We start from the raw sequence: 20,362 nt of genomic DNA on the forward strand, positions 1-20,362 counted from the left end.
GAGGAAGAATGTCGGAAACCACGCAGCTGGCGGACCTCTTCGCCGGTGTCGAGGAATCGGCGGGACTCATCGACGTGGCCTGCTCACGCGAGAAGGTCTGGCCCGTCCTCGAGGCGTTCGAGGACGTCATCCCGCAGGCCATCATCGCCTTCCGGGTGGCGACCAACGCCCGCCACGAAGGGGAGTTCGACTGCCGCTTCACCATCCCGCGGCACGTCGACCCCTACCTGCGCGCCCGCGACCACGGCTTCATCACCAGCACCGGCCGCCCCGCGGAGACCCTGCTCTCCGACATCCAGCAACACTGCCCCATCGACAGCTACGGCATCGACTTCGGAATCGTCGGCGGCTTCCGCAAGATCTGGGTGTACTTCCCCGGCGGCCACAGCCAGAGCCTCGCCGAACTGCGCGACCTGCCCTCCATGCCCCCGAGCCTCGCCGAGAACTTCGCCTTCTTCGCCGACCGCGGCCTGGCCGACAAGATAGACGTCGTCGCGATCGACTACCGCAACAACACCGTCAACCTGTACTTCACCGGATTCCCCGACCACCTGCGCCGGCCCTCCGAGGTCCTGGCGATGCACCGCGCCACCGGCATGCCCGACCCCAGCGAGCAGATGCTCAGGTTCTGCGAGAAGTCCTTCGGCTTCTACGCCACCCTGAGCTGGAACTCCCCGGACATCGAACGCATCGCCTTCAGCGTGAAAACCCGCGACCCGCTGGCGCTGCCCGCCCGGCTCGGCCCCAAGATCGAGCACTTCCTCAACAGCGTCGCCTACGGCGGCGACGACCCCAAGATGGTGTACGCGGCCATGACCTCGTCGGGCGAGGAGTACTACAAACTCCAGCAGTACTACCGCTTCCAGGCGCGCAGCCGGCTGGACCTGATGCCGTCGATCGACCATGCCGCCGACGCCGCGTAGCGCGAGCGGCCCCGCCGAGTTCCGCTTCCACCGCATGGAGCGTCTCCTGCGCGGCCACCCGCTGCGCACCGTCTCGGTGGACGGTGCGAGCGCCGAGTTCGTCACGGACGCGGCCCTGGTGCGCCGCATCCTCGTCAAGGACGGCAAGCACTACACCAAGGGCGAGCTCTTCCAGAAGGCCAGGATCCTCAGCAGGGCGGGGCTGCTCGCCCAGGACGACGCCCTGCACCGGCACTACCGGCGACTGGCCCACCCCTACCTGCGCACCACCGCGGTCGCCGGCCACGCCCCGGTCATGGAGGAGATCGCCCGGGACACGGCGGCCCTGTGGCGTCCCGGACAACCCGTCGACGTCCAGGCCGAGATGTGCCGGGCGGCCAGCGGCATCGCGCTGAACACCCTCTTCGGCGCGCTGCCGCGCGAGACCTCGAACGTCCTCGGCGCACACCTCGCGGCCCTGTCCTGGGAAATGATCAGAAAGCCGCTGTACGGCAAGGCGGCCCGCTCACCGCGGCCCTCCCAGCGGCTGGCCGGGGCGTTCACCGGCTTCCGCACGCTGCTCGCCTCGTGCGTCGCCGGCCGGCTCGGCTCCCCGGCCGCGAGCGGCGACCACCTCTCGGCGCTGCTGGCGGACACCGGGCCCGACGGCACCGCCGCCCTGAGCGCCGATCAGATCTGCGACGAGGCCGTCATGATGCTGACCGCGGCCACCGTCACCACCGCCTCGGTGATGTCCTGGGCCCTGTACCTGCTCGCCGAGGACCCCCTGGTCGAGGAGAAGGTCCTCAAGGACCTGGCACAGACCACGGCCGCGCACCCGGGCACGGCCACGGGCGCGGGCGTCCGCCCCGGCCACGGGCAGGGCCCGCCCGGCTACGCCCTGCGCTTCCTGATGGAGGTACTGCGGCTCTACCCGCCCGTATGGATCACCTGCCGCAAGACCCTCTCCGACGTCACGCTCGGCGAGCACGCCCTCCCCGCGGGCACACACGTGATGTTCAGCTCCTACCTGCTGCACAGAGACCCCGACCGCTATCCGCACCCCCACCGCCTCGACCCGGACCGCTGGCTCTCCCTCAGGCCGACCGCGCTGGACGCGTCCTACATCCCCTTCGGCGCCGGCGCCCGCGGATGCGTCGGAGAGGCGTTCGCCTGGAAGGAACTCGAGATCCTGCTCGGCGCGGTGGCCCGCGAATGGCAGCTGACCCTCCCGCCCGGCACCCGGGTCCGCGCCGCGGCGCACACCACACTGCACCCGCAACGCCTGCACATGCTCCCCCAGCCGCGCTAGCCCGCCCCTCCCTCGACCACACCCACGCTCCACGCCCTCTCCGACCGCGCGCCCCGACAAGCCGAGGAGTGCCGCCATGGCGACCTTGACGACACACGCACGGACAGCCGAGATCACCTCCCGGGCCGGGGCCGAGGCCCGCTCCATGGCAGGCACCGGCCCCGGCCACGCCCACCGCCCGCAGCACGCCCCCCTGGCGGCCGCCGCGCTGCGCGCGCACAGCAGACTGTCGGCCGGACTGCGCCACGGCGTCCCGCTCACCGCCCTCGGCCCGACCGGCGCAACGGTGCACGCACTCGCCGCCTTCCTCGCGGTGTACGCCGCCCACGACCCTGACGACGCGACGACCGACCGGGACCGCCACTGACGACCGACGACCGGCCGGCGGCCCGGGGAGACGAGAACGGCGTCACGGACACCGCCCCTGCGGCCGCACCGGACCCGGGGACGGCCGCGCATCCGAGACGGTGACCCGTCCTCGCCGCCATCCGCATCACCCCACCCCACGGCCGGCGCCGACATGAGGGTGAACAGCTGCGCCGCAGACGGCCCGACCCGCCGCCGAGCCCGCACCGCTGCCGGCAGCCGAGCCTCGGCAACTGCGTGCGCACAGGCGGTATTTCTGCGGTCGGGACCCCCCTTTCGGTGCGCGGCAACCGGGTTCGGTCCGGGGCCGGGCATCGTGCGAGTGACCTCGACGTGCCGGTGGGGTGGCACACCGAAGGCGCTCCGCAGTGCCGCGAACTCGGACACCCGGGGCAGCGGACGCCCTCGAAGGTGACCTGCGGCCGCTCCAGGACACCCAGACTCGCGCGGTACGAGACCACGCGCTCACTCACGCCGGCAGCCCGGGCGGCCTCCAATTTGCTTCGTCGAGCGGTCGCTTCAGGGAAGCACATAGGCCCCACGTAGGCCGTAGCCGGAGAGTTGAGGATCCGTGCCGGCGCCACTTCTTGAGGCTCCGTCAAAGATGTTCCGGTGATCGTTCCCGCCGGAAACGATCACACCGACCGGGCCACCCGGCTTGGCGCAGTGACCGCAAGGGTGGCCCGGCCCCCTGCTATTTCGATCGGGCCCATGCACCCGTGCGTCACGGGGTGTTCTCGACGATCCTCTTGTTCTCGGCATCGACCAGGTGCTTCCCGGCCACCAGGTCATGGATGCCTTCTTCGTCGACCTCCGTTTCGAGCACAGACTGCCCTTCCCCGCTCTGCACAATTACGTTCGCGCCCTCTGCGGGGCGTGATACCGACACGACTTTCCCCGTGTCATCGTGAACGATTGAAACCCGCACAGTTGCCATGGCACTTCGCGCCTTTCAGCCAGTCACGGATCCTCAGAGGGACTCGACCTGAGCGAGGATGTGGACATTGACAGAGTTGAACGGTGCATTGTTCTGTACGTACACCTTGTAGGCCTTTGTGCCATCGACATGCTCGTATGCCTCGCCCTGTGTGAGCGTTGCTTTCCCCAAGGGCGTGGGGAAGCCGCCGACTCCATAAACCACGATGCTGTAGTGCACTGAGTCCTGGGCCGTGTAGCCGTGGTTGAACCAACTGCCGGAGCTGTTAGGGCCGATGGTCAGCCAGCCCACATCAAGAACCGCCATCTCCATATCCCCTTCCGGTATGTCTGAGGGTCAGTTCCTATCGTCACTCCGGACGCAGCGGTACGCCACTTGGGTGTATCCCATTCACTAAAGGCTTCAACCTTTTTGGCTTTGTGCCGTAGAACCTCCTGATCCCGCAGCCCGGACGCGTTGCAACGTCTGCGGCTGTCCCGTTCATTCATTCCTGGCTGCGTAGGTGTGCGGCCGGCAGGACGACGGCCGTGACCGCATACCGAAGGCCCGATGCCGCGTAGACGGCTCGGCGCCCTGCACGCCCAGCAACATGGTCCTCGCATCCGGTGGCCCGCCGCCGAGACGGTGCCCCGTCCTCGCCGCCATCCGCATCACCCCACCGGCCGGCGCCGACGTGACGGGTGCCCGACTGCGCCGCAGACGGGGCCGGGATACCCGTATGACGGGGGCATCCCGCAGTGACGAGGCCGGGATGCCCGGGACCGGGCTCAGGGGGTCAGGTGGTGGTGCCGAGCCTGTGGATGGTGATGGGGACCTTGGTGCGGTTCCCGGTGGGGTCGATGCCGAAGCGTCCGGTGGCGGCCGGGACGGCGCCGTCGGTGAGGGCGTAGAGGTGGTTGAGGACGGCGTACCGGTTGGGGCGGGCGGTGGTGGGGGTGGTGGCGTTGCGGATGGCGGTGGTGGCGGTGAGGACGGCGTCGTGGGCGAGGACGGGCCAGTAGCCGCGGGTGGCGTGGGCGGCGGGGAACTTCTGCCCGTGGTGGTCGCCGCCGAACGCGTCGAGGAACTGCTCGTACAGGTTGTGGTCGCTGTTGCCGGGGCCGCGCAGCTGCGTGGCCCCGGGCAGGGAGGCGTACAGCACGGCGATGGGTGCCTCGCCGTCCTGGTTCAGGGCGGCGAGGGTCTTGGGATCCAGCGCCGCGGTGTCGGATCCGGAGACGACGGTGATGGGCCGGCGGTGACAGCTGCGCCGGCTGAGCGCCTGGAGGAAGCCGGGCAGGTACTTCTCCCGGGCCGCGAAGTACACGGTGTCGACGGGCCGCCCGGTGCTGCACAGGTTCTGGCCGATGGCGTCCAGGATCGACTCCGCTCCGCCGCGGGGGTCGAAGGAGAAGTCCGCCGTGGGGTCGAGGTGCTTCTTCAGCCCGCCGACGGTGCGGAAGTCCTCGTAGAGGGAGTCGGTGTAGAAGTCACGGGTGCCGTTGGGGGTCTTGGCGGTGCGCACCAGCGCGGCGGTGCGCGTGTCGCCGTCCAGTTCTTCGCCGAGCGCCCCCAGCTGGGCCGCGTTGGTCAGGGTGACGCGGACCAGCCCGTTGATGCGTTTCGGCGCGCTCTTCGGACTGTCGATGAGGCCGGTGGTGTCGAAGCCGTCGGCGGTGATGAGGTCGGCGACCATGGGGATGTCCTTCCCGCCGAGCGCGCGGGCGGCGTCGACGGACTCCTGCTGGCTCAGCCCCATCCCGGCGACGGCGACCAGGTTGTCGGCCTCGGCCATCCCGGTCAGCGTGTCGACGGCCCTCTTCCAGTGCAGTTCGCCGCTGCCCATGTTGGCCAGCACCAGACGGACCTTCAGCGGGCCGTCGTCGGCGTTGGCCCGTTCGACGGCCGTGTAGGCGCCCTCGACCTCCCCCACGAACTGGTCGAGCGTCAGATCCTTGGCCTTGCCCGCACTGCCCACCGAGGTCAGCGGCGCCAGGAACGCGATGGTGACGTAGTGGCCGTCGCGGGTCGCCCGGTGGTTCTCCGCGCCGATGGCCGTCAGCACCGGCTCCAGGGCGGAGCCGAACACATCGGAGCGGTCGAGGCCGTCGGTCACTCCCGTGCACTCCCCGCCGGCCTCGGTCACCAGCGCCGGGTTCATGGTCCCGCAGTGCTCCTTGCGGTACTTGTCCTGCCGCAGCTGCTCCTGCCTGCGCTGCTGCTCCTGCCGCACGCTCTCGTGGTGCTCGCCGACGGCGTACACGCCGGCGGCCGCCGCGAGTGCGAGGGCGGCGCAGACCGCCACCGCGGCACGGTGCCCCGCCAGACGGGCCCGCCACTCCTTCCACCGGCGGCCGTCGGCGGGCGGGATGTCGTCCGGGGACTTGCCCGGCGGCTTGCCGGGGGACGCCGCCGGAGGCGGCGAAGGCACCGGGGGAGGGGAAGGGTCCGGGGGAGACGCGGCCGGGGGAGGAGACGCCGCTGCGGCTTCCGAACCACCAGGCGCCCCAGCCCCAGCCGGAGCAGGGGTTGGTGCCGGCGCCGGCGCCGGGACGGAAGCCTGGGTCGCGGACACCGCGGCCAGCTCCCGCCAGGCCTGCTGCCAGGGCCCGCGCCGCGCCTCGTCCAGACCGCACGCGGCCAGGAAATCGGCGACGAACTCCCACTCCGGCAGCCTGTCCCGCGACAGCACATTGGAGACGGTGGCCGGCGGCAGCCGCTTGCCCTGCCGCTGGCTGGCCTGCTCGAGCTGGGCGAGCGACACCCCGAGCCCGGTGCGCAGTCTCGTCAGTTCCTCACGGAACTGCTGCTGGCCGCCGATCCGCGGCGGCACTGTCTCGTGCTCCGCCTGCCGCCCGCCGGGCACCTGGTCCCACACCATCACACACCTCCCGCGGCGGCCGCGCCGGCGGCCGTGACGATGCCGGGCGCGCCGGCCGGGAACCGGCGCCGGCGGCGAGGGCTGTATCGATGCAGCATGAACGAATTCCTGTCTTCCTGGGCGCGGCGCCGCATACGCCGCACGGAGCACCCCGTGTCCGGTTACCGGCCGGTCCACGAGGCGTTCTGGATTCCCCGGTCCTGAAATGCGAAGACGTTCCGCGGCAAGGCTGTTGCGCGAGCGGAACTCAAGAGGGACGAGGATGCTCCTGCCGAGTCAGGATTCCGCTTTTCCGTTACCGGCTGACGGGTACTCCGATCTATTTCTGAATTCTTCGGTCCGTGTCGCATGCTGACCGGCTTCTTGCCGCAGCCACCGCCGCCACCGGCGCGCCCGGCCGCAGCGCAATCCCCCCGCCCCGACCCGCGCCCCTGTGACCTGCATGGACGGCGTTCCGAAACCCCGGCGCCCCTTCCGAAGGCTCCCGAAGACGCGAACGATCGTGCGGCGGAGGCGGTTCGGTGATGAGCTGGAAGACAGCGGCCCGGCCGCACCCCCGCAGGAACTGTCCTGTCTTCCTGGGCTCGGCAGCACGACCCACCGGGGGAACGAGGGGGTTCCTGTTACCGGCAGGAACCCCCTGGCACGTTCTCGCGCCCCGCCAGAACGGGACCTCGCCCAACGGAAACCCCGGTACCTGCCATGGGAATCCGGCAGCCTGCGTGTGTACAGAAACAGGATTCCGCGCGCCACGAAAGCCACCGAAAAACGCGCCACGAAACGCACCACAGAACGCACCGCGAGGCCACCGGGACGCCATGTCCCCAGCGGGATGCCTCAGCGGGACGTCAGCCACCACAACGCCAGGCTGACGACGCCGGAGCCGGCCGCGCCCGCCGCCCCGAGGGCGGCCTGCCGGCCCAGGCGGCGCCAGAACACCGCCCGCGCGGCGGCAGAGCGTCGGTCCTTGTCGAGCACGGTCATCGCGGTACCTCCCGGTCCATTGCCGGGCGGGTGCGCCCTGCGCTGCGATGGTGACCGATCCCCACCCCGTCCACCGGCACGGAAAGCCCTTGCGGGCGTTGCCGTTCACCATGGCAGCCCCTGGCGGTGTTGCCGTCCGAAGCGGCAACACCACAGGACGGGCAGGGCAGTTGCCACTCGGTGATACTGACCCGATGCACAACGGACAGGTGCCCAACCCGGCACAGACGGCGGTCACCGCGGCGGTCCGGCCACAGGTGCGTCTGGCACCGCTCAAGGACGGTCTGGCCCCCGAGAAACGCGCCCTGGCGGAGGACCTGCGGCAGGTCTTCCTCGCCCTGGGCATCAGCGTCCGCCGCTACGCCGCGCGCCGCTTCCTCAACGCGAGTTCCGTCACCCGCTACCTCAGCGGTGAACGTCTCCCGCCGTGGGACTTCGTCGCAGGAGTGATCGCGGACGTACAGGACGCACAGTGCCCGCTCACCCCCGAAGCCGAGGAAGCCCTCAGAGACCTGCACCGCCAGGCACTGAAGTCCCACCGGCCCAGCAGCAAGGCCCAGGCACTCCAGGACAGACTGGCCGAGGCCGACGACGAGACCCGGCGTATCACCACCCGCCAGCGGGCTCTGGAAGAGGCCCTGCGGGACCGGGAGAGCCGGCTGGAGCACGTGCGGGGCCGGGTCCGCAACCTCGAGAACGGCATCGAGGGGCAGCAGCTCACCCACCGCGCCGAACTCGAGGTCTGGCAGGGGGAGTACACCCGGCTGCAAGAGGAGTGCGGCGATCTGCAGGAGCAGGTCATCTACCTGCAGGAGTCCCTGGCGGTGGCCCGCGCCGAGCTGATCGCCGCCGAGGACCGGTGCCACCGCCTGGAGATCCAGCTCGAAACCGTTCAGGAACTCGGCTCGGACGGCCACCGGGACGGCGACACTCCGTCGATCATGGCCATGCTGGAAGAAGCCGACCGCAGATCATCGGTACCCGAACTGGTCCGCGCCGTCAGCGACCTGGAACTGCGTACCCGCCAGGCCATGGCGAGCGAACTGGTCAGAGCGGCCAGCCAGTCACGCACGATCGAAGAAGTGGTGGGACTCCTGGCGGCGCTGCGGCAGGCGGGCTTCGACGCCCACGCCCAGACCGCACTGCCGGCCATGGTGATGGTGCGCTCCATCGACGACACCAGCGCACTGGCCCGCGAACTGACCCGTGAAGGCCTCGAGGACTACGTACTGATCCTCGTCCAGGCCTCGGTGAAGTTCCATCAGCCCGAGAGCATGGCCGCGCTGGCCATCGCCCTGCACCGCTGCGGGCTTCCCCGCTACGCCGAAAGCCTGCTGCAGGCCGCGGCCGTGGTCCGCCCGCTGCCCGACCTGGTATCGGCCGCCCTGCAGCTCACCGACACCGAGCTCGGCGACGCAGTCGTGGCCGCCATGGCCGCCGCAGCCGCTCAGCGCCCCCTGACCGACCTGGTGACCCTGAGCATCACACTGCGTCAGGCATGCCTGGGCAGATACGCCGACGTCCTCCAGGCGGAGGCCGCCTCCACCCGCTCCGCAGCCGAGGTGGCCGAGTTCATCCGCTCCCTGACCGAACACGGCCTGGAAGCCGACGCCGAGACCGTCTTCACCCACACTCAGCAGCGCAGCGTCGGACATCTCGTTCCCCTCCTGCATGCCCTGCGGGACCAGCGCGCCTGGACGGTACTGGCCCAGGCCGCGGACAGCCGCCCCGCCGACGACATCGCCGTGCTGATCGACGAGCTCTACATGTCAGGACGCCACCAGCTGGCCACTGACCTCCTCATGCTGATCATGGACCGCAGGGACACGGCACAGATCCGGCAGCTGATCGCGGCGCTGGACGGCCCGGTTCCGGGCTCGGAGGCGATCATGGCCGCGGCCACCCGCATCCTCGCCCCCGACCGGGCCGCGGCACTCCTCACCTGCCTGGAGTTCTGCGGGCTGCCGGACCACGCCACCGTCGTCTTCCGGTGCATGGTCTACGACGATCTGGTCGGACACGCCGGCCTCTTCCTGCAGTCGCTCGGCAGATCCGGATCGCACTACGCCCGCCTGGACGTCCTGCGCCAACACGCCCACGGCATGGGGGTGGAGACCGCCGCCCACCTGATGCTCGCCCTGGAGTCCGCCACACTGAACGTGCACCTCGACACGCTCATCCAGGACCTGTGCCTGAACTGCCCGGTCCTCGACATCGTCCTGCTGGTCAGCAGGATCATGGCGGTCGGAGGCCCCGCACCGCGCAGCGAACGCGTCGTGCGACGCATCATCGACCAGGTCGTCCACCGACGTCCGGTGTCCGACCAGGCGGATCTGCTCTCCGCCCTGCACGCGGCCGGCCTGACGAAGCACGCCGAGCATCTGTCCGCCCAGGCCCACGAGACACACGGACGGCACTTCAGGGCCCAACTGCGCGGCGAGCACTGCGTGAACGACCCCCACAACGGCTCCCGGCTGCTAGGCCTCTCCGACCGGCCGGGCCGGCGGGCACGACGCGGCTAGGCCGTGTTGCTGACCGGCGCACTCCGCCGGCAGGTGCGGGCCGCTGCTCCGTGGCGGGATCCGCCGGGGGAGTACGGGCCGTGGCCGACGGTCCGTGGCCGCGTACCCGTGAAAGGGCCCGGGCGGGTACAGCCGACCGTGCTCGGCCTTCGCTCGACGGGCGGTCAGGCTCCGGCGCTGCGCCGGGCACGAAGCCGGTGAACACAAGGATCTGATTAGTCATTTTTTTGACTATGATGAGGGGGTGGACGAGGGAAGGGGCCGCATGCCGAGCGGTGCATACCTGCGCTACGTCGCCCTGGGCGACAGCCAGACCGAAGGGCTGGGCGACGGCGACGACACCGTCGGCCTGCGCGGCTTCGCCGACCGGTTCGCCGAGCACCTCGCAGCCCTCAACCCCGGCCTCCGGTACGCCAATCTGGCCGTACGCGGACGTACCGCCGGCCAGGTCCGCGCGGAACAGCTGGGGCCTGCCCTGGCCCTGCGCCCCGACCTGGCCACCGTCGTCGCCGGGGTCAACGACCTGCTCCGGCCGCGGTACAGCGCCGCAGAAGTGGCCGGGCACCTGGAAGAGATGTTCGCCGCGCTCACGGATGCCGGGACCCACGTGGTGACACTGACCTTCCCCGACATCGCGAAGATCGCGCCCCTCGCCCGGCCCGTCAGGTCCCGCGTGTTCGACCTCAACACCCGTATCCGCGCCGCGGCCGCCCGTCACGGGGTCACGGTCGCCGAAACCGGCCGGCAGGCCGTCACCACCGACCCCCGGCTGTGGACCGCGGACCGACTTCACGCAAGCGCCCTCGGCCACGAACGGATCGCCGCGGCCCTCGCCCAAGCCGTCGACCTGCCCGGAAGCGGCGACACCTGGACGCTCCCCCTCCCGCCCCGGAGGGTTCCCACGGGCCGGCAGGCCGCGGGAGCCGAACTGCGCTGGGCGGCCGCACACCTCGGCCCCTGGCTCGGCCGCCGTCTGCGCGGCAAGTCCTCCGGCGACGCCCGCACCGCGAAACGCCCCCAACTCCTGCCCGTGCATGCCACGCCCGGCTCCGCGGCGGACACCGGCCAACGGCAAGCCCCTTAGGGACAGCGTGGCCTGCGCCGGCGCAGGCCTGGCGCCCGACGGAACCTCAACGCCGCGCCCGACGGAACCTCAGCGCCGTGCGTGACGGATCTTCAGCCGTCCGAACCCCATGGTCCCGGAGATCCGGATCCTCGGCCCGCCGGGGCGGGAACTGCGCGGGGCCCGGTACCGCGTGTCCTTCCACCCGGTGTGCAGCGCCTCGTACTCGACGATCGCGTCGCGCGGCACCGTGATCTTCGCCCGGCCGGTGCCGAGCTGCAGCTCGATGTCGACCACCGGATACTCGATGACCGCCCGCGACAGGTCCAGACGCACCCTTGCGAACGCGGACTCGACCTTGAGGAACCGAGGTACCCGCCATGCCCCGCTGCGCTTGATCCGGCCGCCGGCCGCGGCGATCGTGGACGTGGTGCCCGCGTCCTCCTCCGGCAGCGAGGCCAGCGCCGCCACGAGCTCGCCGTGCGTGGTGACGGTGAGCACCCGGTGCAGGCGTTCGTCCAGATCCTCGTGCGAGAGGTGACCTTCGGCGTACGCCTCCCGCAGGCGCCGCACGGCCGTGTCACGGTCCTCTTCGCCGATCAGCGGCGGCCGGTCGTCCGGCAGAGCGGTCACCCTTGCACCCTACTGCCGGCCCGGCGACGGGCACACGATCCGGTGCGCCCCGCCGGACACCCCCGACACCGGCCGCCTCCGGCCACAGGCCCTAGTACACGCCGCCGAATATCGCCTTGCCCTCGGCTGCCGCCCTGGCGAAGAACGGAACGAGGTCGTCGAAGTCCCGCTCCTCGGCCTCGGCGTTCCAGTGGGTCGCTGCGGCTCGGCTCGTCCAGTGTTCGCCGGCCAACCCCGCTGCGACCTGCCCGACCTCGTGCGGGCTCAGGAAGTGCGCGGGACCGTAGCCGAACTCGAACCCCTCGAGGGTGGAGCAGTTCTCGCCCGTGGCCCGCGCCAGCCAGGGGTACGCCGTGTGCCACTTCGGGGTGCCCTTCTCGGCTCCGGACCGGCCTTCGGCCATCTCCGACAGCAGGCGGTAGTCGTAGTGGAAGCAGTCTCCGGTCGGGTGGACGCCGGAAGCCAGGGGCTCCGGGACGTCGTCCTCGAAGAACAGGGCACCGGCCAACTCCGGTTGCTCCTGGACCGCGGACAGCAGCACGGGGTCGACTTTTACGAGGGCGAGCCACATGGACATGCGGTGACGTCCTTTCCAGGCCCCTCGGCGGGGCGCAGCACAGTGAGGTGGTCGGCACTGTAACGAGGGGTGCTGACAGTGGTGCGGCGGGACCAGGGCGGGGCTGGGCCGGCTGGTCGGGTCATGCCGGCGTCGGGCCGCGCAGCACCTCGGCGCCGCCGACGTCCGCGGCACGCCCTGAGGAACCTCACCGAAGGAACTCGCGTGCGCCGCGCAGCCTGGTACGCAGCCGCTCCTGCGTCGCGCCGCTGTCGAGCCGTACGTCGAGGGCCCCGGGCAGGCCGGACCCGGCTCGTCGCCCGGCGGGCAGCCGCGCACCGTCGAGGCCGTCGCGCCGGGCGATCAGCACACCGAGGTCGTGGCGGCTCAGGGCGTCCGGCCCGGCGAGGTGGAACATCCCGGCCGTGTCGGACAGCGCGATCTCCCACAGGGCGGCGGCCAGGTCGTCGACATGGACCGGGCAGCGGATGTCGTCGGTGAACAGGGCCCCCTCGCGGGTGCCGTCGGCCAGGGCGTGCACCAAGCGCTCGTGCACGGACCGGCCGTGTCCGACGATCAGCGAGGTCCGGGTGACGGCGGCGGCCGGCACCAGCAGCCGCACCGCCGTCTCGGCAGCGGCCTTCGCGGCGCCGTACGGGGTGAGCGGATCGGGCGGGCAGCTCTCGTCGTAGCGGACGCGCGCACCGGAGAACACCGCGTCGCTGGAGACGTGGACCAGGCGGCAGCCCTGCTCGGCTGCGGCCAGCGCCACGCGGACGGCGCCGTCGGCGGTGACCGCCCAGTCGGCGCCGCCGCTCGACACGTTGACCACGACCGAGGGGGCAACGCCGGCGATCACCGCGACGACCCGCGCGGGATCGCGGACGTCGAGCGGATGCCAGGCCACACCGTGGAAGGCGCTGCCGGGCCGGGACGCGAACGTCGCGGACGTCTGCCGCCCCGCGGCGGCGGCCTGGCGGATCAGCGCGGCGCCCAGGAAACCGCTGCCCCCGATGATCAGGACTGTCATGGACCGACACGGTAGCGAGCACACCGTCACCGCGCCCTCGTCGCTGCGGCGTCCGCTGTGCGCCAGGGGGCCGCGCGGGCCTGCGTGCCGTGTGACCTTCCGGCACCGTGGGCAGGTCGCCTTCCGGTCAGAAGGAGCGTCATTCACCGGCACCGCTGTGCAGGTTGCGTGAAAGGCTGGGTAGGAGGCTTGTCCAGGCGGACGATGGACAGGAGTCGAAGTGGACTGGGGTCGGTTCGCGCAGCAGATGGCCTCGATGGCGCGTGATCTGCTGGCGCAGGATTCGGTCGACGACACGCTGGAGCGGATCACGGCATCGGCCACCGAACTGGTCGACGGCTGCGACGCGGCCGGCATTCTCGTACGGCACGCCGCGAAGGTGCAGACCCTCGCCCCCACCGGCCAGCTCGTCGTCGACAGCGACCGGCTCCAGGAACAGCTCGGCGAAGGACCCTGCTTCGACGCCGCCCGCAGCGCGCGCGGAGAACGGCTCTTCCGTATCGCCGACCTCACCGGCGAGCACCAGCGCTGGCCCGCCTACGCCCCCAGGGCCCACTCGCTCGGCGTGGGCAGCATGATGGGCTTCCTGCTGTTCACCGAGGACGAGAACCTCGGCGCGCTGAACCTCTACTCCCGCAAGCCCGGCGCGTTCACCGAGGCCAGCGAGACCGCCGGCTGGCTGCTCGCCTCCCACGCCGCGGTCGCCCTCTCCAGCGCCCGCACCCACGCCCAGATGGAACAGGCCATCGCCACCCGGCACGCCATCGGCGAGGCCATGGGCATCCTCATGGGCCGCCACCACATCACCGAGGAGCAGGCCTTCGACGTGCTGCGCCGCTACTCGCAGGAGAACAACGTCAAACTCCGCGAAGTCGCCCACCAGGTCTGCGCAGGCGGCGGCCTGCCATGACGTGCGAGTCGGCCTGCCGTGACGGTGGGAGGCCGACTCCCGTAAGTGCGGGAGACTGCCTGCCTCCCTGCCGGCCGGCACCCGGCCCTCGTGCTGCCGCCGGGCCGCCGGCAGGTCATCGGCCGGTGAAGTGCGCTTCGCGGTAGTCGTCGAGCCGGTCGAGGACCAGCAGCAGGAGGCCGCGAAGCAGGCTGTCGTGCCGGCCGCTCGAGGCCGGCCCGCCCTGTTCGCCGATCGTCCGGGCCCGGGCGATCGGTTCCGCGGGATCGGCGCCGGCCAGCGCGCGGACCAGCGCGTGCCGCACGGCGTCCAGCAGCGGGCCCGGGCCCTCGCAGGCGTGAGCGTCACCGGGGACGGCCGCCGCCGCCCGGCCCGGGGCCTGCAGCTGTGCGGTGAGACAGTGCAGGGGAGCCGCGGTGCGTTCGGCCAGCTGGATGCGGTGTCCGACCTCGTCGAGCGCGGCGGCCGAACGACGGTGCGTCACACTCCAGCGCAGCGCCCGCCGGGCCCGGTCCAGATCCCGCCCGAGGTCATGGGGCTGCTGCCACAGGCCCCCCGCCTGCCCGGCCTCCTGCCGAAGCGGGGCCCGGCCGGGGTGGCGGACCGGCTCCGCCAGCAGACGGTCGAGGCGGTCGCGGTAGGCGTCGAGCCGGCCGGACAGCAGACGGCAGGGGTCGGGAGGCCACAGCAGGGGGCCCAGGAGGATGACCACCGCGATCCCGACCAGATTCTCCAGAACGCGCTGCTCCGGATAGCCGGAGACGGGCACACCGAAGACGAGCACGGCGCTGACGAGCACCTGCTGGCTGGGAGCACCGTCGATACGCACCAGGAGACTGGCGAGGTATCCGGCGCTCACCACGACGGCGAGGGAGAGCGTGGACACGGGAAGCCAGCGCAGGGCGACCGCCGCGATACCCACCCCCAGCAGGACACTGGCCAGACGGTAGAGCCCCAGCCGCGGGGCCCACAGCGGGATCCCGGACAGGGTGAACACCGCAGGCAGCACAGCGGCGATGGGGGCACTGTTGATGCCCAGCTCGACCGACAGGTACCACGACAGCGTGGCGCACAGCACCATCCGGGCCCCGCCCCGCACCTCCTGCACGCTCAACCGGCGCAGCCCGCCGGGCACCGGACGGCCGAGGCGGCCCGGGACGCTCACCGCCGACGGCAACGCGCAGCCCCGCCCGCAGCCCCATCCCTGTACGGCGGCACGAGCACACTCTCCTCCCACAGGCGATGAGACCCGACCAGATTACGAGCCGCCCGCACGCCCGCGGGTCTGTGCGGAACGTGTCTCCCGCCCTCCCTCAACGTGCCGGCCGGCGGCCGTCTACGCTCGTCCACCGGCGCGGCACGGATCGCGCCGGACGGTTTCACCACGGGGGAGTTGCGGTGCGCGCGGGGTTGATCGGGCTGTGGCGGTGGACGGCGTGGGGCGGGATCGGGCTGAGCCTGTACGCGGGCTGGCTGACGGCCGACGACCTCCGCGACCGCGCGTCCAGCGAGCGCGACATCAGCGCGGCGTGCGGCGGGCTCGTGTCGGGGGCCGCGGTGATGGACCTGCAGGGCGGGATGGTCCGGGCGAAGGCCAGCGACTACGACGAGTACCGGATCGACAGCCGCGAACCGCACAGTTCCTGCACCGTCTACAAGGTGCCCGGCCCCGGAAAGACCACGGGCCTGTTCACGCTGGTGGTGCGGCGCAGCGACGCCTCCGAGCCGATGAACTGGATCGGTGACGACAGCGAACTCGAGCCGTTCTACGACACCGACCCCGACACCGACGGCACCGAGAAGGGCGATGTCACGGCGGTCGCCGACCGGCGCCCCGAAGCGTGGCCGGTGGGCGACGGCACCCTGGGCCGGTACGGGGACTGGTACACGACCGTCCGCGCCGAGTGCGGACCGGGCAGCCGCGCGACGGCCCCCGAGCTGCTGAACGTCACCGCCCGCGCCGACTACGACGACGTCTCCGCAGCCGACCGCGAACGCCTCGCCCGCCTCGCCCGCACCGCCGCCGAGGCGGCAGCCGGCCAGATCGGCTGCAAGGCCCGGCTGGCCGCCCTGCCCGCCCGCCGGCTCGCCTCCGTGCCGGTCGCTCTTCGCCCCGCGAAGACGGCCGGCGGCTCCTGCAGCTGGTTCGCCGCACACCTCACGCAGCAGGGACAGGACCGGCTGCCCGACCGCGCCCTCGCGGTACCCGTCCGCGACGCCAACCCCCTCGAAGGCTGCCTTCTGGCGGTCGGCCCCGACCAGGTGGGCCGGATCGCCGACGGCCTCGACGACGACCAGCGCGACTACGCCCGCAGCGCGCTCACCCACTCGCCCTGGTGGCTGCGCACCGCCTCCTACTTCGGCCCGGAGGCGCACACCGTGGGATACGAACTCCTCGGTGCCGAGGACGCGGTCATCGAAGCGGGAACGGCCGGACACGCCGACGGAGCGTGGTGGGCCTCCTCCGTCTGCGACGGCAGGCCCGCCCTGCACACCCTCAGTTCCAGCTACACCTACGACGACATCCTCGGCTCCCGGCGGCTGAACACCCTGTTCCGCGCCTACGTCGACGACATCACCAAGCGGCGCGGCTGCACCGGCGTGACCTACCCGGACGCGAAGGACTTCCGCAACCTCTGACGCCCCTGAGCACGGCACCGCCGGCCGGGGACGTCACCCCGGCACAGCAGGACCGGCGGCCGACGAGGCGGGCGGGGCGAGGACCGTGGCGACGGCCTCCAGCCGGTCGATGACCAGCCGTCCGAAAGCCCCCGAGGCGGCCGACACGACAATCATGCACAACTCCCTCACCGCGCGGCAGTCGTCGCCGGCACGGCGGTTCGTGCCCTCCCGACCCGAACGTCCGGCCCAACCATCGGCGACCGCGAACCACACGTCAAAGCCCTTTTCCGGGCCCCACCCTCGCCTTCGCCGACGCAGGGGTCGGGACTCGGGCTCAGCCCCCGGACCTAGGTCGGTGACCCGATGTGCGCGCGGCCGGGAACATGTTTGGCTGCTGCCATGACCGAATTCAGCGCGACCGAACGTGCGTACCTGATGTCGCAGCGGTTGGGGCGCCTCGCGACGGTCGACCCGTCGGGGCAGCCGCAGGCCAATCCCGTGGGGTTCTTCCTGCAAGAAGACGGCACGATCCTGATCGGCGGGTTCGCCATGGGACGGACGAAGAAGTGGCGCAACCTGCGCAAGAACCCGAAGGCCGCGCTCGTCGTGGACGACGTCGTGAGCCTGCGGCCCTGGACGGTGCGCGGTGTGGACATCCGAGGAGAGGCCGAACTCCTCGTCGGCCCGCACGAGTTGGGCCCGCACTTCAGCGAGGAGGTGATCCGCGTCCACCCCAGGCGGATCCACAGCTGGGGCCTCCAGGAATAGCCGCAGGGCCGTGAAGTCGGTCGTGGGCGGCGGAGGCTGCTGTTGGTGACCTCGCCGGCGCCACGGGCAGGTCGATCCTTGCCATCCCTGATCTTGCGTGGGTATCCCCGGCTTCACCCGGGGAGGGAAACGCATCCTCGGTCCGGAGGCGCGCAGCGCCGGAGTTCACTGCGTTGTCAGTGGCCCCCGCTAGGTTGATCACACATTGGCCGAAGGGGGTGGGCCGGATGATCCGTGCGTACAGGTTCCTCATGCGGCCCACCGTTCGCCAGACGGCCGCGCTCGCCGCGATGCTGGCCGATCACTGCGCGCTCTGCAACGGAGCGTTGCAGGAACGCCGCGACGCCTGGCGGCACGCCTCGAAGACGAGCGTCAAGTACGGGCAGCAGTCCGCGCAGCTCAGGGAGATCCGTTCCTTCGACCCGGAGCGTCAGGGTCGCTGGTCGTTCTCGTCGCAGCAGGCGACGTTGCGCCGTCTGGACAAGGCGTTCGCCGCGTTCTTCCGCCGGGTCAAGTCCGGCCAGACGCCGGGCTACCCGCGTTTTCGGGGTGTGAACTGGTTCGACACGGTGGACTTCCCCAAGGACGGCGACGGCTGCCGCTGGGACTCCACCCCGCACGACCCCCTCACCCGTGTCCGCTTCCTAGGCGTCGGGCACGTCAAGGTCGACCAGCACCGGCCCGTGGTCGGCAAGGTCAAGACCGTCTCCGTCAAGCGCGAAGGCAAGCGCTGGTATGTGATCCTGGGCGCCGAGCAGTCCCAGCCGGAGCCGCTGCCCAAGACGGGCAGCGTGGTCGGCATCGACCTGGGCATCGCCTGCTTCCTCACCACCTCCAACGGCGAGCACGTCGCCAACCCGCGCCACGGCCGCCGCGCCGCCGCGAAACGCGAAGCCGCACAGCGGGCTCTGTCCCGCTTCCCCCGGGTGCGCCGCGACAAGCGCACCAAGAATCACCAGCGGGCCGTTCAGAAGGTCGCCGACCTGCACCGTAAGGTCCGGTGCCAGCGTCTCGACCACGCACACAAGACCGCCCTCGACCTCGTGCGCGAACACGACTTCATCGCGCACGAAGACCTCAAGATCCGCAATATGGTCAAGGCTCCCGCCCCGAAGCCGGACCCCACGACCCCGGGCAGCTTCCTGCCCAACGGAGCCGCCTCCAAGGCCGGACTCAACCACTCGATCTGCCCGGTGGCCCAGCCGGCTGCCGTGTCGAGGACGTCGAAGACCAGGCCGGCGGTGGTGGTCGGCCATCGATTGGCATCCCCCATTCAGACGGGGAAGGACGTCAGGGTCGGCCCCGCATCGTCAAACGCGCCATGCGCAAGTACCGGCCCGAGGCTCCTGCATCGACCGGACCAGCTGCAAGGCCATCACCGGCATCGGATCCCGGCGCCCCCAGCTCCTTGCAGCCCAACCCAGCCGCATACTTCATCGCCTTGGAACCTTCTTCCCAGTGCCGTGCGGGCACCAGCCTGCCCCGCGTCGGGTGCCGGATACAGGTCGTGGATGCTGGAGCAATGACCGATCCACGCGAGGCAGTCATCGTCCAGTGGCCGGGCCGGCGCCTCCCGGCGGATCGGCTGGCCGAACTGCTGGCGGCCTACCACCTGCGGACCGAGGCCGAGAAGGGCAGCGCCGTCGCGGACGCCGACAAGCTGCCGGACCGCTACCGGACGGAAATCCTCAGCCCGCGGGCCGCGTTCGCCGACGACACCGTGCTGATGGCCCTGAGCGGTGACACGGCCGCAGGCTGCCTCGTCCTGACCGGCCCCGCGGGCGGACGCTCGGAGATCAAAAGACTCTGGACGGACCCGGCGTTCCGCGGCCGCGGCATCGCGTCCGCCCTGATCGGCGCCGCGCTCGCGCACGCGGCGGAGAACGGCGCCGGCACGGTACGGCTGTCGGTGTGGGAATGGCGGACGGCTGCCATCGCCCTGTACGAACGGCTCGGCTTCACCGTCGCCGAGTCGTGGGAGAGCCGGGACCGGCTGGTCTGCATGGAGCGCACCGTGTGAGAGACCACCGCCGCAGGGCGCCCCTTGCCACCGGCAGACCGGACGCCGCCACTCGCACCGAACGCGCGAGACCGCGCCGCCCGTCGTGCAGACCGCGCGGCGCCTGCCGCATCCGTACGCCCGCCCGGCAGGGAACGACAGCAGGGCTTCCGTTTCGTGCATCTCCCGAACCGGGACGGGAGCCCGTCCGGCCGGTTGAGGGGGGCGGGAATGCCGCTGTGGTGGCGGGTGTTGTGCAGGATGTGGTCGTGAGGGGGACAGTGTCCCCGGGCCTCACCTATTGCCTGCGGGGACGATCGTCCGGCTGAAGCCCCGCAGAGCCTTTCGCCGCGAAGGCGACCGCCCCTTCACGACCACACCCTTCGCTCCCGCCCCCGGCTCTGGCCCCGGCTTGAGCCGGCGGGGTCCGGCAAGTCGCCTTCCGGCACAGGACATTGACCGGTGTGAGCAGGCTGCGCGTCTACCTCTGATCTTGCGAGAGTGCCCCGGCCTTCAGGCCGGGCTCTGGGCTGCTCTGACCGCAGCCGTGGGCATGGATCGGCACTGCCTGCCCGCGCCCACGGCTGCCCGCGCTCAGTGCGGGGGCAGCTGCTCGGACCTGCCGGACATCGTCCGGGAAGCCGACGTCGTGGTGGCGGCCGTGGGACGGCCCCGGCTGATCCGGGGTGAGGACATCAAGCCCGGCGCGGTGGTGATCGACGCCGGCTGCAACCCGGGCAACGTGGGCGACGTGGACTTCGGCACCGCCCTCACCCGAGCCCGCCTGATCACCCCGGTGCCCGGCGGCGTCGGCCCGATGACCATCGCCGTCCTGCTCGCACAGACCGTCGACGCCGCCGCGGACCAACTCGGAATCGCGCACCACTGAGCTCTTTCC

The 20,362-nt window shown here is 71.5% G+C and carries 18 protein-coding genes and 1 pseudogene; 11 read left to right on the forward strand and 8 right to left on the reverse strand.

Annotation, left to right across the window (positions count from 1 at the left end):
* Positions 1-8 precede the first annotated feature (8 nt).
* From OG736_RS44255 to OG736_RS44265, 3 genes are all read left to right on the forward strand, one after another.
* Positions 9-923, forward strand: a complete 915-nt coding sequence (locus tag OG736_RS44255; RefSeq protein WP_327180536.1) for an aromatic prenyltransferase — start codon at positions 9-11, stop codon at positions 921-923.
* A gap of 34 nt (positions 924-957) precedes the next feature.
* Positions 958-2,214: a cytochrome P450 gene (locus OG736_RS44260; RefSeq protein ID WP_327180535.1), complete on the forward strand. Its 1,257-nt coding sequence runs from the start codon at positions 958-960 to the stop codon at positions 2,212-2,214.
* 76 nt (positions 2,215-2,290) lie between these two features.
* Positions 2,291-2,581 (forward strand): hypothetical protein, encoded by a 291-nt coding sequence (locus OG736_RS44265; protein WP_327180534.1) that lies wholly within the window; start codon positions 2,291-2,293, stop codon positions 2,579-2,581.
* Between the two features lie 969 nt (positions 2,582-3,550).
* Here OG736_RS44265 and OG736_RS44270 read toward each other — a convergent pair.
* The 3 genes from OG736_RS44270 to OG736_RS44280 all read right to left on the reverse strand — a co-directional run bounded on the left by OG736_RS44270 (position 3,551) and on the right by OG736_RS44280 (position 7,361).
* Positions 3,551-3,823 carry a hypothetical protein gene (locus OG736_RS44270; RefSeq protein ID WP_327180533.1) on the reverse strand — a complete coding sequence of 91 codons (273 nt, stop codon included), beginning with the start codon at positions 3,821-3,823 and terminating at the stop codon, positions 3,551-3,553.
* Between the two features lie 469 nt (positions 3,824-4,292).
* The gene (locus OG736_RS44275; protein WP_327187474.1) at positions 4,293-6,377 is read right to left on the reverse strand and encodes a helix-turn-helix transcriptional regulator; all 2,085 of its coding nucleotides are present in this window, start codon (positions 6,375-6,377) and stop codon (positions 4,293-4,295) included.
* 837 nt (positions 6,378-7,214) lie between these two features.
* The gene (locus tag OG736_RS44280; protein WP_327180532.1) at positions 7,215-7,361 is read right to left on the reverse strand and encodes a hypothetical protein; all 147 of its coding nucleotides are present in this window, start codon (positions 7,359-7,361) and stop codon (positions 7,215-7,217) included.
* 194 nt (positions 7,362-7,555) lie between these two features.
* Here OG736_RS44280 and OG736_RS44285 point away from each other — a divergent pair, with 194 nt between their 5' ends.
* Both OG736_RS44285 and OG736_RS44290 read left to right on the forward strand, forming a co-directional pair.
* The gene (locus OG736_RS44285) at positions 7,556-9,883 is read left to right on the forward strand and encodes a coiled-coil domain-containing protein (RefSeq protein ID WP_327180531.1); all 2,328 of its coding nucleotides are present in this window, start codon (positions 7,556-7,558) and stop codon (positions 9,881-9,883) included.
* A gap of 265 nt (positions 9,884-10,148) precedes the next feature.
* Positions 10,149-10,967, forward strand: coding sequence for an SGNH/GDSL hydrolase family protein (locus OG736_RS44290; protein WP_327180530.1), 819 nt, complete (start codon positions 10,149-10,151; stop codon positions 10,965-10,967).
* A 69-nt stretch (positions 10,968-11,036) separates the two neighbouring features.
* Here the strand turns inward: OG736_RS44290 and OG736_RS44295 are convergent, their stop codons facing one another.
* The 3 genes from OG736_RS44295 to OG736_RS44305 form a co-directional block, all read right to left on the reverse strand.
* Positions 11,037-11,579, reverse strand: coding sequence for a DUF1707 SHOCT-like domain-containing protein (locus OG736_RS44295; protein ID WP_327180529.1), 543 nt, complete (start codon positions 11,577-11,579; stop codon positions 11,037-11,039).
* A 91-nt stretch (positions 11,580-11,670) separates the two neighbouring features.
* On the reverse strand, positions 11,671-12,156 hold the full coding sequence (locus OG736_RS44300) for a hypothetical protein (protein ID WP_327180528.1): 486 nt from the start codon (positions 12,154-12,156) through the stop codon (positions 11,671-11,673).
* A gap of 187 nt (positions 12,157-12,343) precedes the next feature.
* Entirely contained in the window at positions 12,344-13,165 is an 822-nt protein-coding gene (locus OG736_RS44305) for an SDR family oxidoreductase (protein WP_327180527.1), read from the reverse strand.
* A gap of 220 nt (positions 13,166-13,385) precedes the next feature.
* Between OG736_RS44305 and OG736_RS44310 the strand changes: the two genes are divergently transcribed.
* Positions 13,386-14,075, forward strand: coding sequence for a GAF and ANTAR domain-containing protein (locus tag OG736_RS44310; protein ID WP_327180526.1), 690 nt, complete (start codon positions 13,386-13,388; stop codon positions 14,073-14,075).
* Positions 14,076-14,190: 115 nt separating this feature from the next.
* Here OG736_RS44310 and OG736_RS44315 read toward each other — a convergent pair whose 3' ends face one another.
* The gene (locus OG736_RS44315; RefSeq protein ID WP_327180525.1) at positions 14,191-15,240 is read right to left on the reverse strand and encodes an aromatic acid exporter family protein; all 1,050 of its coding nucleotides are present in this window, start codon (positions 15,238-15,240) and stop codon (positions 14,191-14,193) included.
* A gap of 233 nt (positions 15,241-15,473) precedes the next feature.
* Between OG736_RS44315 and OG736_RS44320 the strand changes: the two genes are divergently transcribed.
* Positions 15,474-16,715, forward strand: coding sequence for a hypothetical protein (locus tag OG736_RS44320; RefSeq protein ID WP_327180524.1), 1,242 nt, complete (start codon positions 15,474-15,476; stop codon positions 16,713-16,715).
* Positions 16,716-16,748: 33 nt separating this feature from the next.
* Here OG736_RS44320 and OG736_RS44325 read toward each other — a convergent pair whose 3' ends face one another.
* The gene (locus OG736_RS44325) at positions 16,749-16,871 is read right to left on the reverse strand and encodes a hypothetical protein (protein ID WP_327180523.1); all 123 of its coding nucleotides are present in this window, start codon (positions 16,869-16,871) and stop codon (positions 16,749-16,751) included.
* 225 nt (positions 16,872-17,096) lie between these two features.
* Here OG736_RS44325 and OG736_RS44330 point away from each other — a divergent pair, with 225 nt between their 5' ends.
* From OG736_RS44330 to OG736_RS44345, 4 genes and pseudogenes are all read left to right on the forward strand, one after another.
* Positions 17,097-17,465: a PPOX class F420-dependent oxidoreductase gene (locus OG736_RS44330; RefSeq protein WP_327180522.1), complete on the forward strand. Its 369-nt coding sequence runs from the start codon at positions 17,097-17,099 to the stop codon at positions 17,463-17,465.
* 227 nt (positions 17,466-17,692) lie between these two features.
* On the forward strand, positions 17,693-18,991 hold the full coding sequence (locus OG736_RS44335; protein WP_327187475.1) for an RNA-guided endonuclease InsQ/TnpB family protein: 1,299 nt from the start codon (positions 17,693-17,695) through the stop codon (positions 18,989-18,991).
* Entirely contained in the window at positions 18,988-19,485 is a 498-nt protein-coding gene (locus tag OG736_RS44340) for a GNAT family N-acetyltransferase (protein WP_327180521.1), read from the forward strand. Before OG736_RS44335 ends, OG736_RS44340 begins: the two co-directional genes overlap by 4 nt.
* Positions 19,486-19,984: 499 nt before the next feature.
* Positions 19,985-20,353 (forward strand): annotated as a pseudogene (locus OG736_RS44345) (bifunctional 5,10-methylene-tetrahydrofolate dehydrogenase/5,10-methylene-tetrahydrofolate cyclohydrolase); the annotation flags it as partial.
* Between the last annotated feature and the right edge of the window lie 9 nt (positions 20,354-20,362).

It is taken from the genome of Streptomyces sp. NBC_01334 (assembly GCF_035983595.1).
GTDB lineage: Bacteria > Actinomycetota > Actinomycetes > Streptomycetales > Streptomycetaceae > Streptomyces > Streptomyces coriariae.